The 13666-nt window shown below is 31.6% G+C and carries 11 protein-coding genes and 2 pseudogenes; all 13 read right to left on the reverse strand.

What is annotated here, in order from left to right:
• The 13 genes and pseudogenes from wecB to BOQ62_RS23620 all read right to left on the reverse strand — a co-directional run bounded on the left by wecB (position 1) and on the right by BOQ62_RS23620 (position 13568).
• The gene (wecB, locus tag BOQ62_RS19165) at positions 1-1137 is read right to left on the reverse strand and encodes a non-hydrolyzing UDP-N-acetylglucosamine 2-epimerase (protein ID WP_129042009.1); all 1137 of its coding nucleotides are present in this window, start codon (positions 1135-1137) and stop codon (positions 1-3) included.
• Between the two features lie 27 nt (positions 1138-1164).
• Positions 1165-1920, reverse strand: coding sequence for an O-antigen ligase family protein (locus BOQ62_RS19170; protein ID WP_164976795.1), 756 nt, complete (start codon positions 1918-1920; stop codon positions 1165-1167).
• 378 nt (positions 1921-2298) lie between these two features.
• Positions 2299-3417: an NAD-dependent epimerase/dehydratase family protein gene (locus BOQ62_RS19175; protein WP_129042125.1), complete on the reverse strand. Its 1119-nt coding sequence runs from the start codon at positions 3415-3417 to the stop codon at positions 2299-2301.
• 76 nt (positions 3418-3493) lie between these two features.
• On the reverse strand, positions 3494-3841 hold the full coding sequence (locus BOQ62_RS19180) for a sugar epimerase (protein WP_228414348.1): 348 nt from the start codon (positions 3839-3841) through the stop codon (positions 3494-3496).
• A 20-nt stretch (positions 3842-3861) separates the two neighbouring features.
• Complete coding sequence (locus BOQ62_RS19185; protein ID WP_129042011.1) at positions 3862-4845, reverse strand: NAD-dependent epimerase/dehydratase family protein; 984 nt, start codon at positions 4843-4845, stop codon at positions 3862-3864.
• 31 nt (positions 4846-4876) lie between these two features.
• Positions 4877-5488 carry a glycosyltransferase gene (locus BOQ62_RS19190; protein WP_164976796.1) on the reverse strand — a complete coding sequence of 204 codons (612 nt, stop codon included), beginning with the start codon at positions 5486-5488 and terminating at the stop codon, positions 4877-4879.
• Positions 5489-6085: 597 nt separating this feature from the next.
• Positions 6086-7119: pseudogene (locus tag BOQ62_RS19195) on the reverse strand (polysaccharide biosynthesis protein).
• Positions 7120-7169: 50 nt separating this feature from the next.
• Entirely contained in the window at positions 7170-7934 is a 765-nt protein-coding gene (locus BOQ62_RS22615) for an AglZ/HisF2 family acetamidino modification protein (RefSeq protein WP_164976797.1), read from the reverse strand.
• Positions 7935-7940: 6 nt separating this feature from the next.
• The gene (hisH, locus tag BOQ62_RS22620; protein ID WP_164976798.1) at positions 7941-8555 is read right to left on the reverse strand and encodes an imidazole glycerol phosphate synthase subunit HisH; all 615 of its coding nucleotides are present in this window, start codon (positions 8553-8555) and stop codon (positions 7941-7943) included.
• A complete protein-coding gene (locus BOQ62_RS19205) occupies positions 8552-9724 on the reverse strand; it encodes an N-acetyl sugar amidotransferase (protein ID WP_228414350.1) in 1173 nt (390 codons plus the stop codon). The genes hisH and BOQ62_RS19205 overlap by 4 nt, the downstream gene beginning before the upstream one ends.
• 51 nt (positions 9725-9775) lie before the next feature.
• Complete coding sequence (locus BOQ62_RS19210; protein ID WP_129042013.1) at positions 9776-10954, reverse strand: glycosyltransferase family 4 protein; 1179 nt, start codon at positions 10952-10954, stop codon at positions 9776-9778.
• Positions 10954-12282: a hypothetical protein gene (locus BOQ62_RS19215; protein ID WP_129042014.1), complete on the reverse strand. Its 1329-nt coding sequence runs from the start codon at positions 12280-12282 to the stop codon at positions 10954-10956. The genes BOQ62_RS19210 and BOQ62_RS19215 overlap by 1 nt, the downstream gene beginning before the upstream one ends.
• A 132-nt stretch (positions 12283-12414) precedes the next feature.
• A pseudogene (locus tag BOQ62_RS23620) lies at positions 12415-13568 on the reverse strand (lipopolysaccharide biosynthesis protein).
• Positions 13569-13666 lie beyond the last annotated feature (98 nt).

Raw genomic sequence — 13666 nt, forward strand, 5'->3', positions numbered from 1 at the left:
CTATATCTTTCTCCAGACTACTCTGTTAATATAATCTGTGTAACTTAAAATTATTCTTACTACTTTTTCGGATACATTGGGCATAGAATAATCAGATACCTGTCTGTAGTTTCTTTCACTTCCGGTTTTCTGTTGTTTTAATTGAACAAGCCCTTGTAAGATTCTTTCCGGTGATAACCCCACCATCATTACAGATGCCTCTTCCATAGCTTCAGGTCTTTCATGTGCTTCTCTAATATTAAGAGCTCTGAAATTTAAAATTGATGATTCTTCTGAAATAGTACCAGAATCTGAAAGTACCGCATAGCTTCTCATTTGAAGAGCATTATAGTCATGAAACCCCAGTGGCTTTAAAAATTGAATTTCAGGTCTAACCTCCAGTTGCATTTTATCAATCATATTTCTTGTTCTTGGATGTGTAGAAACAATAATGGGGTATTGATATTCTTCTGCAATTGCATTAAGGCTGCTGATTAATCCTCTAAAATTTTTATCTGAGTTGATATTTTCTTCTCTATGAGATGAAACAACAAAATATTTCCCTTCTTCAAGGTTGAGTCTTGTAAGAACGTCGGAATCTTTAATTTTGGGAAGATAATGGTTCAAGACCTCATACATTGGAGATCCGGTCTTAATAATCCTGTCAGCAGGAAGCCCTTCTCTTAAAAGGTATTCTCTAGCAATGTCTGAGTATGTCAAGTTGATATCAGAAGTATGATCAACGATTTTGCGGTTTGTTTCTTCAGGCACCCTTTGATCAAAACACCTGTTTCCTGCTTCCATATGGAAAATCGGAATTTGTCTTTTTTTGGCAGGAATAGCACATAAACACGAGTTTGTGTCTCCCAGTACTAAAAATGCATCAGGTTTCAATTCTTCAAGAAGTGGATCTATTTTAATCAGAATATTTCCTACGGTCTCGGTTGCCGTTTTTCCTGCAGCTTCAAGAAAATAATCAGGTTTTCTTAACCCCAGATCATCGAAAAAAATCTGGTTTAGCTCATAATCGTAATTTTGCCCGGTATGGACAATAATATGTTCTACTGCTTCAGAAGCGTCTAAAGCTGATAATACTCTTGATAGTCTAATGATTTCCGGTCGTGTACCCACGACTGTCATTACTTTTAATTTCTTCATCGTAACAAAATAAAATTATAGATATAATTACTGCTGTAAAGCTCCAAAACTCCATATTCGCAAAGATACTGTATGAAGTAAGAACCAACACAAAATATTGGATAAAAAATAAAAAAAACGGTAAATAACAAATATCTTTTTTATATACCTTATTCTGAATTTCCCAAGATCTTTAAAATATAAAAAGAATAAAATAACACCTGCTATTCCCATACTCATCAATACCTCGACAAAAATATTATGTGGGTACATACCATCTTCAAACAAAATACGTCCACCAAAAGGAATATTCTCTTTAAAAACATTCCATCCTTTTAATAAATAGTAAGACCGTCCACTTCCGTTTCCTTCAAAAATTGCATTATACATCCTTTTTACAAATTCAAAGTCTGATGCGAATGTTTGCTTTAGAAAATAAATGCTGATAATAAAAATAGAGGCAAAAACTAATAGAGTAATCCAATATTTTATTTTGTTGATATACAACAGCAGTATTAATAAAATAATAAATGCCGCCAGCATAGGGCTTCTTGCAGAAGAACTAAAAATGGTAAACCCGCCTATTAGTGTACCTAAAATTGGTTTTAGCCATTTTTGAGGTGATTGAAAGTAATAGAAAATTGATAATATCAGTAATGACAATCCATAATGCCCGACACTAATATAATAACTAACAAATATTCCACTTGATTTTTCAAAGTACTGAAATACAAATATTGTCCATAAGCAGCTTATTCCTAATATTATTAATAGGAAGTTGAATATCAGAGTATTCAGTTTCACAGTGATCTCTTTTGTAAAACTAATTCCTAAAACTGCTATATAAGGGACTAAGTTCAAAAAATAATCCTTACATAAGTTCTATTTTCTTCACTGCTTGTATCTGGTAAATAAGTATCATTTTTAAAACTATAAATAGCTTTGAATAAATAGAATATCCAGAAAAGGATTGTAAAGATAACTGTGAATTTCCTTTTCTTGATATTCTCAAAATTCGTATAGATAACATAACAACCTAGCAATAAGACTATTATACGGAAAGGCACAGAAAAATAATTATTTGAATCTGCATTTACTAAAATGGCGAACGAGTATGAAAATATATACCCGAAGGTTAGTAAAAAGATAAACCAAATATTACTTTTTTTTACCAATTCCATGTTAGACATTTAAAAAATAAGTATCTGAATCTTCGGGATTAAAAGGTTCATTGATCCAAAAAATTGTATATAATTCTTCGTCTCCAATATTTTTAATATTGTGTGTATACCAAACCGGCATATCTACATAAGCGGGCTCTTCACCATCCAGATAAAAATCATGAACTTCATCAGTATCTATTTTTCTAAGCTGTATTAGAGCTTTTCCTTTTATTACTGCGAATCTTTCTATTTTTCTTGTATGAAAGTGATTTCCTCTGGTAATCCCCGGAACTGTAGTTGAAAACGAGCATTGTCCTCCTATTCCCAATCTGATTACTTCTACAAAGGCTCCTCTTGGATCAGTATGTTGTGTAAATTTTACGGGATAATGGTTTTTAATATCAAAATAACATCTGAATGTATTGAAAAGGTTCAAATCAAACTTTGATTCCAGTACAGGAATTTCCCCGTTTTCAAAATAAAGATTTTTATAATTTTCAAGTTTATTAAGTACTTCTGAAACTTTGTTTACAGAGGTATGTGAAACTTCGTATATATTATTTGTCTTACCACTTTCTATCTGACTAATGATTTCCTGAACCAATTCTCCTACATAGATTAGCTTTACTTCACCATCATTATCAATTACCGGAGTTTCCCCATGGGTAAGTTTATGGCAAAAGGTGGCAATAAAAGAATTGTAGTTTGGTTTACCAAAAGGACCAAATACATTTGGTATAATCATTCCTGTAAATTTTCCTCCAGCAGCTTCTGCCCATTGAGCAAAAATCTCACGTCCTTCTTTTTTTGATTTTCCGTAAAGGTTATCTCTTTCTTCCTGAGATGATGATGAGAAAAGAACATGAGCTTTCGATCCGGTTCTTTCCAATGATGCAGTAAGTTCTTTTACCAATTTCACATTATTCTCATAAATGACTTCAGGATCCGGATGACGGTTCATTGCAGCAAGATGTACAATAACATCACATTGCCTTACAAAAGCGTCTAATTTTTCAGGAAAATCAAAGAATTCCTTATGAAAATCAACTCTTTCAAATTCTTCGGGTCTTAATCCTAACGTATTGTATAAATGTGAACCAACAAAACCATTCTGGCCTGTAATTCCAATTTTCTTCATCATAATAATTTTTTAAAATAATTTATCGGAAATCGATAATCATCTTCAATCTCACCCAGAGAATGATCAACCATTATCAATAACTTTGATTTTTTTCTTTTGCCTGAATTGCACTTGCATAACCTTTTGGCATATGCAATACATCTAATTGGTCAGCATTCAATTTGAACTCCAATATATCAGTTTCTACATTTGGATTTTCCCAATTATCAATTTTTATCAACCGTATGATAAAACTTCCATACACTACAGAAAACCATCTTTGTTCTACTTTATGCCCAGTCCATCCTCTTATCAATTCAGTATTGGCATTTTCTATATAGTATAGTCTTTTAATATTTGATAGATCTAATTTATTATTAAAGAATAAATTGCCCCTGATATCCGAGTAATTTTCACCTTTTATAATTTCAGGTTGGTCCATAAAATAGTGTATTATGTATTCTATAATATTTCTTCTAAATGTTTTTTATACCATTGAAGAGTCAGCATGATTCCCTTTTCTATATCTACCACTGGTTTCCAGCCTAATTGTTGTTTAACTTTTTTATAGCTTACGGCTCTTCTTTTAATATTATCAATATCTCTTTCTTTGTGTTCCTCAACTGCTAAATTCGGAACTTGCTTTTTTAAAATAGCAATTAATGAATTAATAGATACTTCCTGACCTGTACTAATATTATAAATTTCATTCACTGAATCTTGTGACACAGCAGATAAAATGGTAGCATCTATTGCATCTTCTATGAAGGTAAAGTCACGAGTTTGCTCACCATCTCCAAATACCGTCAGACTTGCCCCAGTAAGAGCATTATAAATAAATTTTCCTAAAACGCCACAATATTCATTACTAAAAGATTGTCCATACCCATACACATTGGAATATCTTAAAATGGTAACTGGGATATTATGTTTTTTTGCATACAACAAGGCATAGTTTTCACTTAAAAGCTTAGTTGCCGCATAATTGCTCAAAATATTGGGAGCCGAGTTTTCATCAAATGGAGCTTCATTATGGTTTATATCTCCGTAAATTGACGAAGATGAAGTGATAATGAACCGGGCAAGTTTATTGGGGTTTGAGTCTTTTAAATAATTCAAAATTCTCAATGTACTTAATGCATTAACTTCCAAATCGTGTTCAGGTTTTTCCCCTGATACAGATATTTGTGAACAAGCTAAATGAAAAATATAATCACAATCATCTAAATGATCAACATAGCCTTCAACATTTAAAACATCTGTTTCTATAAAAATAATTTTCTGCATGTATGCAGAAAGTCTGTCAGGACTGCTATTACAACAATTATCCACTACTACAACCATACAATCGTAACGATCAACCAATGACTTAACCAGATTGTGACCTACGAATCCCATTCCTCCTGTTATAATAATTTTTTTCCTGTATAAAGCTCCTGAAAGCATATTATTTCGATTTTAATTAAAGGATAAAACTCTATTCATATCCGATTGACATTTTAGCAATAATATCATAACTTAAATTTTCTTTAGAGGTCTTCTCTGCTCCTTTTTTCATCTTGTCTAATAGACCTGGTACTGAAATAATTTTTTCTAATGTTTCAGCAAATTTAGTTGGAGTAATATCATTTTGTTCTATTTTGATAACATTCTCATTAAAGTTAAGATAAGACATATCCTGATTTCCTGAATCACCTGCAATTAAAGGCAAATGCATCCCGATTGCCTGCTGCCATAAAACAGACTGGCTTGCCGGGAAAACAGCAATATCAGAAATTGCCATATATTCATAGAAAGCTTCTGAATCAAGCCATCCTGTGAACTGAATATTATGTCCTGCGGCCCTATCTTTTAACTGATTAAAATATTGATCTGCTCCCGCTGCCGGAGCCCCAAAAATAATCAGGTGTAAATGAGCTTTATTTAAAAGCCTGACAGCCTCAATGATCACCTCTGTTCTTTTTCTTTGATCCAGTTTCCCTCCTGTTATCAGTACAATATCGTCCTTTGCAACTCCTAGTTTTTCTCTAAAAGTATTTCGGTCTATCTTTCCTTTTATAATTTCTGATAAACTACAATCACAGCCCAATGGCAATAATTTGGTTTCGTTTACGGGTATTTTATAAACCTCAAGTAAAAACTTCGAGCTTGCCGGTGTAGCATAAAATATTTTAAAAATATGCTTTTTATATCTATTTAATACATTCCTCCATATTATTTTATGAAGAATATTCAGAGAAAGCCAATTTTGCGCTGAATTACTATAGTCAATTTCAGAATATAATATGATATTACAACCCTCTTTTTTTTTATATTTTACAGCTTCTTTGAAATTCAGCTGAATAGCATTAAAAAAAATAAAATCAGGTTTTTCTGTACAGAGAATTTTATAGACGTTTTCAAATTTTTTAATGCGTTTTTTAAATTTAGCTGATAAGGCTGTCTATATACTTTTATGCCATTATTAGTCTTTACTGAAACTTTCCGATCTGTATAATAATGATGATTATAAAAATCAAAAACATTATCTGTAACTGAACAAATAATAAAAACCTGGAAACCAAACTTAATATATTGCTTAGCTAATTCATTTTCAATATAAGTCAAGTTATCTCCAAAAAAATCAGTTACTATTGCTATCTTCATGGGTTGAAAAGAATTATACTAAAATTTAAATTAGAATATATTAATCTGGGTATTGCATGAGATCTTCTCCTAAAACTTCTTTCCTAATCAATGGAAGTTTTAATAATAATTTTTTCATTCCTTCTACATCTTGTTGCTCTGTATTGTGGGAATGATAATCTTCAATTTTAGATATATCTTCTACTCCTTCAGAAAAATACTGGGCGTAGTTCAGGTCTCTGTTATCTGCAGGAATCCTGTAAAATCTCCCATATCTTCTGCTTTAATCATTTCCTCGCGTGTACACAGTGTTTCATAAAGTTTCTCACCATGTCTTGTACCTATAATTTTTACAGGAGTTTCAGATTTAAACATCTCTTTTAAAGCAGTTGCCAGGTCTCCAATAGTTCCTGCAGGAGCTTTATTGACAAATAAATCGCCAGGATTTCCATGTTCAAAAGCGAATAATACAAGGTCTACAGCTTCCTCCAATGACATTAAAAATCTTGTCATGTTCGGATCTGTTATTGTAATAGGATCTTCATTTTTGATCTGCTTTATAAACAATGGAATTACAGAACCTCTGGATGCCATTACATTTCCATATCTTGTGAGGCATACAACTGTCTCTTCCAGATTTCTGGAAGCAGCAACTGCTACTTTTTCCATCATTGCTTTGGAAATACCCATAGCATTAATAGGATATGCAGCTTTATCTGTACTAAGGCAAATTACCTTTTTTACTTTATTCTGGGCTGCTGCATCAATTACGTTTTGAGTTCCTTCTACATTTGTTTTTACTGCCTGCATTGGGAAAAACTCACAAGACGGTACTTGTTTTAATGCGGCAGCATGAAAAACATAGTCTACTCCTCTCATGGCAGGTTCTACACTTTTGTAATCTCTTACATCACCAATATAAAATTTCAGTTTATCATTTTTAAACTGATTTCTCATATCATCCTGCTTCTTTTCATCACGGGAAAAGATTCTAATTTCTTTGAAATGCTCTGTATTTATAAACTTTCTTAAAACAGCAGTTCCAAATGAACCTGTTCCTCCTGTGATAAGAAGTACTTTATCTTTTATTTGCATGTGTGTTTGTTATATATGGTTTCTTTACCTTTAAAAACAGGTATTTTCCATTATTTTTTTATTAGCTTCTCCTTTTCTTCAAAAGTAGGATAATTTATTAAAACGGCTTTGTACACTCCCTTGAATACAAACAGACTTCCAGCAGCAACACCTATTATTCCGTGTTTGTCAATTACCTGTTTGATGTCGTTCAAAGTACCTGCTCCTCCTAAAACGGTAAGAGGAAGTGATATTTTTTCTCTTACTTTATCAATAAGTCCCATATCATACCCCTTCATCACTCCGTCCTGATCTATTGAGTTGATAACAATTTCTCCGGCCCCTAATTTTTGTGCTTCTTCTACAAATTTAAATGGATTGATGCCTGTAGCCTTTTTTCCGTTATGGGTATAGACTTCATAGCCTCCAAAAAGTTTCTTCTTAACGTCTAACACAACGATTACACTTTGTGAACCTACTCTTTCTGCAATTTCAGTAATCAGTTTTGGATTTTGGAGTACAGCAGAAGATAGTGCAATCTTTTCAATTCCTAATCCAAAAATTTTCTGAGCCTGTTCTAGGGTTTTTACTCCTCCTCCATAACATAAAGGCATTCTGGATTGATTGGCAATTCTTTCTATTAAACTATAATTAGGCTCTAATCCTTTCGCTGTAGCGTCAATATCAAAAATGGCAAGCTCGTCAACTTCTTTTTCATTAAAAATTCTTACCGCATTGATAGGATCTCCCACATATTTGGGATTTTTGAAATTAACAGTTTTTACAAGTCCGTTATCCTGTATCAGAAGACTCGGTATAATTCTTGGCCTTAGCATGTATATTTAAAGTTTTGCAAAGTTGTGTAATAAGATTTCACCATAATGATGGCTTTTTTCCGGATGAAACTGTATTCCGTATTTATTTTCATGGTGAGCAGCTGAAGCGAATTCTCCACCATAATCTGTAATTGCCATAATATCTTCCTGATTGTTGCAATGAAAATAGTAAGTATGAAGAAAATAAAAGATGGAGTTGTCTTCCAGACCTTTAAATAATTCGATATCTTTTACTGGTTTTACATCATTCCATCCCATATGTGGAAGTCTGGTTACCTGATGAATTTTTGTTTCATCAAATTTTTTAACTGTAGCATCTATCCATTTCAGGCCATCAAGCTTCCCTTCATCACTGTTATTAGCCATCATCTGCATTCCCACACAGATACCAATAACAGGGACTTTCTGTCCTAAAACAAGCTCGTCCAGTTTATCTCTCATTCCTGAATTGTTCAACTGGGTCATTGCATGATCAAAGTGCCCCACTCCTGGAAGAATAAGTTTTTGGGCTCCTTCAAGATCACCTTTTGTTTTTGCGATCTTTACCGGAACATCCACTCTTTTATATACATTAACGAAGGCATTGATATTTCCAACACCGTAATCAATAATTGTTATCATCTGAATAATCTTTTTTCAAGACCAAGCTTTCTCATAGTCTGTGCACCAATTCCTATAAGTGATCTTTTATTCTTATAATCATGATAGGTTTTATTTTCACCTTCAAATAATTTCTGAAGTTCATCCGTAGTAAGGTCTAATTTATGAGCTACATATTCAAACTCTTTCTGTAAAAACTCTTCAGATAGTTCTGGTCTTGACACTCTATCTAATGCTTCTTCTCTTGTCATCTGTCCTGTCAAGACTAAACTAGAAAAATGAGCTCTTCTTTTTTGATATCCGAATTTTCTTGGTAACCAATAATCTTCGAAAAACCTTGTAAATCTTGATTCATGATGTTTATGCTGGAAGCTTTCCCAACCATACTTATCAAGCAACAATTTTTCTACATCATTTTTTATATAAGGCAGACAGTTTAATGGTTTATAAACCTGCATTCCTAAGATATACTTATAGTAAAGTTTATAACTCATTATATCTACGATAGGAAAAGATTTAAGATCTCTTTTTCCGAATTTTTTATGAATATCCATGATCAAGGTTTTGTCTATCCCTGGATAAGCCCCCCATTCTTCTGGTTCTCTACAACATTCTGTTGAGAAATTTCCTCCTGTAAGAACGTATTTAATTTTATTCTTTTTTGCGAATTTATAAAGACCTGAAAAGAAAGCAATATCCTGAGGCATATCCTGATCTGCAATCTGGGATTTCAGGAAGGCAACCTGAAGATCTTTCATTTCTTCCCAATTGATTACCTCTGTATATAAATCCAGATTAAGTCCATTAACTAATTTTTCAATATTACTTACCGCTCGGTCTGTATTCCAACCTGCGTCTACGTGAAAGATAAGAGGTCTAAGTCCCATAACTTCTTTCGCTACATAGGCAGCATATGAGCTGTCTAGCCCTCCACTAAGTCCTATAATACAGTCAAAGTCTCTATTTTTACCATCTTTTTTTATCTTCTCTGCTTCCTGTTCAAGTTCTTTTAGTCCTCTTTCGTCGGTATGCCAGGTTGGTAAAATACTTTCTTTGTAGTTAATATAATAATCACTCTCTCCTTTTTCATTAAAAACAATATTAGGATCTGAAGTATCCATAATTGTTTTGGTACAGATCTGATATTTTCTGTCTTCTTTCATCCCTATGTTATTTTGGTTTTTGTTCATAAGTTTAAATCAAAATTATCATTAAATTTCAACTTCTGTGTTTATGTTATTCTAAAAATGTGATAACGTTTTATTAATAAGATGATCCCAATCAAGATATTTTGAAGCAGTTTTCACCGCCAATGCTTTTCTATTCTCAAGTTCATCTTTTTTATAAATAATTTCTTCAATGCTTTTTTTAATATTTTCAGAGTTTATTTCGTCTTTTTTCAATTCTGTTATTGCATTAAATTCATTAAGATACTGTATAGACTGTTCACCTGTATCACCCACAATCAATGCTAATCCTGAAGCTATTGCCTGCTGCCAGACAATAGATTGGCTTGCAGGAAAAACGGCAAGATCTGACGCAGACAAATGTTCATAAACACCTCCATTGTTGAGCCATCCTACATAATGAATATTTGGATTGCCTTGTGATAAAGTTAGCATTATTTCTTTATACTCTTTGTTATATTGATCTGCATCCCCAACAATAATGAGATGAATGTTAGGATCATTGATTTCATTAAATGCCTGAAGCAACAGATCTATTTTCTTTGCTGGGGTGAACTTACCTCCCGAAAATATTACAATATTTTCGTCAGTAATCCCTAGTTTTTCTCTTATTTCTTTTCTTTTTCCTGAAGCTTTAATTTCTTTAACACGATCAATATCTGCTCCCAAAGGTAAAACTTCCATCTCTCCTTCAGGAATACGATATACTTCGTTCAAAAATTTTGTACTTCCAGGAACTATAGGATAAAATTTCGAGATATGCTTGCGGATAGGATCCATATACAAACGTTTTCTAATAATTTTATGCAAAATACTGAGAGACAACCAATTATTAGCAGAATTAGAATAATCACAGTGGTAATCCATAATCATTTTCACATGAGGATTCTGCTTTTTATATCTTAACATTTCAAACATATTCGGCATAATATCATGGATATATAGTAAATCAGGTTTGAAATCTTCAACAATATCGGTAATATCAATATATTTTTTTATTTTACCTAATAAGTTAAATTTAAAAGGAAGCTTTATAATTTTTGCCCCATGATCATAATAGACTCTTTTGGGTTTAGAATTATCATGAATATTATTATAATAATCGAATACATTTTCATAAGTTGAAGTAATTACTGTCACCTCATGCCCATGTTTACGATAATACTTTACTAAAAGATTTTCCTGGTATTCTAAATTTTCTATGTATAGCTCACAGAGCATTAGGATCTTCATTATTTTTTAATTATGTTGTTGTTATTAAGTAAGAGCATAAAAAACAGTAGTCCTCCTGAAACTAAAGTTGTAAAAAGAGACACATTCATTAGCACAACACAAGCCACACTTATAAGTAATATTCCAAGTAACTTATTACTATTCAAAGAAAATGAATCAAATAAATAAAATATGAATGAACAGAAAAATCCAATAAGAATAATTCCGGAAAGTCCAATAGAAGACAAACCATCTGTGATAAAAAAATTAGCATTTGCATTAAATTTATCAATATCTATAAAATAAGTTCCTACTTCTATTCCCAATTGATCCTGATAAGGATATTCTACAAATTTATTAATGATTGAAATATGACTAAAATAAGTATAGGGATGATTTTCTAAAAAAACATTATAATATACAGTCATCAATGTACTTGTATACAAAGTTCTAAACAGAAAAATTCCTGAAAGAGCAAAAACCACATCATTGACGAAGGGAATATCAACAAATTCATTACAAAATAAAAGAACAATTGTAGGAGTTATTATAAACTTAAAAAATCTAAAAATCTTCGCTTTGTTGTTTGTTGATGAAAATAATTTAAAAATTAAGTATATAAATACAATAGAGAAAATGTACTGTTTATTAGCCATAGTCATATACAAAATAACCAAACCTGAAATACCTATTATCTTCTTTATCTTATCATTTTCAATGAAACCTATACATAAAATAAAAGGAAAAAATGCATTACTCAGCCACAATATAATATGTCCTGCAAAAGCAGCCTGCTCCTGAATTTCCTGTCCTGCAAAACGGGTCTGATAGACCTCTTCAGAAGCAAGAATATTAACAAACGTTAAATTATCACGATATAAAAAAACAATATAAGCCAACATAGTAAATACTAAAAAATAGTAAAGTGTCCAAAACAGACGATAGGGTACATTAAATGGCTTAGATTTGAAAAGTTTAATTTTATAAAAGCTACACAGTCCCCAAAAACCTAAACAGTAGCAGAAAGAAATTGCAATTTTATCATTAAAAATGATCTGTTTATCAAAAAAAGTTCCGGTAACCATTGGTATATAAGTAAACACATAAAGTATCCACACTCCAAACATACTTGGTCTTATAATTTCCTTTGGTATGAATAATGAAGGAAGCGTTGCGAAAATAATATAAAAACTCCAGATTTCTAGTGTTGGCTCATCACTCTCCAAACCAAAATAGCCCCAAGTAGGTACAAGGTAGGAAAAGTAACCAATTCCCACCAGGATACTTAATATCAAAGAGGAAATAACTAGTTTATATCTGGATTCAAAATTTATATTTTTTACATTCATCAATTTAAAATTAATTAGAAATTTTTTGTTTTGCGATCCTATAAGATAATGCTATAAAAATAATATTAAAAATTAAAGCATTTATAGTGAATAAAATCAAGGATGCTGATGCATTATTAAAAATCTTAAACCCTAAAAAATCATAAATCCTCCCATAACAGCATTCAAGAACTGAAGCCTCATAAGTATTTTTTGTCTTTCTCTGATATTGAATAAAACATTTAGGGGTGTCGCAATAAATTCCACCAGTAATAAAACAGATAAAATTCTGGCAAACAATCCTGCTTCATACCATTTTTCTCCAAATACTACTACAAACAGATAAGGTGAAACGATAAACAGAAAAAGATATATTGGGAATGACATAATAACCAATTTTTTGAATGTAGATTTATACAAGTCTATACAATTTCCATTTTTTCGAATTGCATCAATTGCATCATTCCTAAAAACATTTCCTATAGCTGTAGTAATAACTATATTAGGAAGTCTCAACATTCTATTGGCCATTGAAAAAATCCTACAATAGTAGTACTGTATATTATAGAGAATAAGATAGGTATAAATTGTTGACTGGCAGTTAATGACAAATCAGAAAAAAGCATATATCTGGGAAAAGAAATATATTCTTTTCCTACTTTCTTGATATCTTTAAATACAAGAAGCTCTTTCTTTAACTCCGGTTCTGAATAAATGATATAAAAACTTGAAATAATTATTCCTAAAATTAAAGCAAATATCATCCCTTCACCTAATTTCATAAAGCCTAAAGCTACACTACAAATTGTTGTAGTAATAACCTGTAGAGCATTAGCAAATGTTATTTTTTTATATTCTTTTTTCCTTTGTAACCAATAAACTGAAGCAGAAAAAACAGCAATAAAAAATATATAAAGAGGAGCCAGATAGATCCACCAGTAGTTAAGAATCTGCAACTCTAACTGGTCTTTAAAAAACTCCTTTAAGATAATTATTACTCCTAAGTATGTTAACGATACAAAAAAGCCAATAAACAATATGAGCTGAAATAACTTTTTGGCCTCACTATCTTTTTCAGGAAGTCCTATTGCCAGCTCAAACCTTCCTGTAGAAACTACTCCAGAGATTACCATATAACTTGTAAAAAGAGAAAGTAATCCAAATGCTTCCACAGAATAAAGTCTGGAAAGCAATGGAGAAAAAGCAATAACAATAATCTGACTAATAATGGTACCACTAGCCAATATTGCAACATTCCTAAAGAACGAGTTAGATTTTACTCTATTTATGATACCTCTAAAATCCAAAATTATTTAAATAATTTTTCATTCATATTTTTTGTCGAATCCTTTCAATTTCTCAGCCGGTTTATACCTGTCATTGGTGAGATAATGACAAAATCAAT

It is taken from the genome of Chryseobacterium sp. CH21 (assembly GCF_004119445.1).
Taxonomy (GTDB): domain Bacteria; phylum Bacteroidota; class Bacteroidia; order Flavobacteriales; family Weeksellaceae; genus Chryseobacterium.

Coding starts and splice junctions, on each gene's coding strand:
- BOQ62_RS19215 (WP_129042014.1), bottom strand. CDS start 12,282: ATGAATGTAAAAAATATAAATTTTGAATCCAGATATAAACTAGTTATT.
- BOQ62_RS19185 (WP_129042011.1), bottom strand. CDS start 4,845: ATGCTTTCAGGAGCTTTATACAGGAAAAAAATTATTATAACAGGAGGA.
- BOQ62_RS19180 (WP_228414348.1), bottom strand. CDS start 3,841: ATGGACCAACCTGAAATTATAAAAGGTGAAAATTACTCGGATATCAGG.
- BOQ62_RS19175 (WP_129042125.1), bottom strand. CDS start 3,417: ATGAAGAAAATTGGAATTACAGGCCAGAATGGTTTTGTTGGTTCACAT.
- BOQ62_RS19210 (WP_129042013.1), bottom strand. CDS start 10,954: ATGAAGATCCTAATGCTCTGTGAGCTATACATAGAAAATTTAGAATAC.
- wecB (WP_129042009.1), bottom strand. CDS start 1,137: ATGAAGAAATTAAAAGTAATGACAGTCGTGGGTACACGACCGGAAATC.
- BOQ62_RS22615 (WP_164976797.1), bottom strand. CDS start 7,934: ATGCTAAGGCCAAGAATTATACCGAGTCTTCTGATACAGGATAACGGA.
- BOQ62_RS19205 (WP_228414350.1), bottom strand. CDS start 9,724: ATGAACAAAAACCAAAATAACATAGGGATGAAAGAAGACAGAAAATAT.
- hisH (WP_164976798.1), bottom strand. CDS start 8,555: ATGATAACAATTATTGATTACGGTGTTGGAAATATCAATGCCTTCGTT.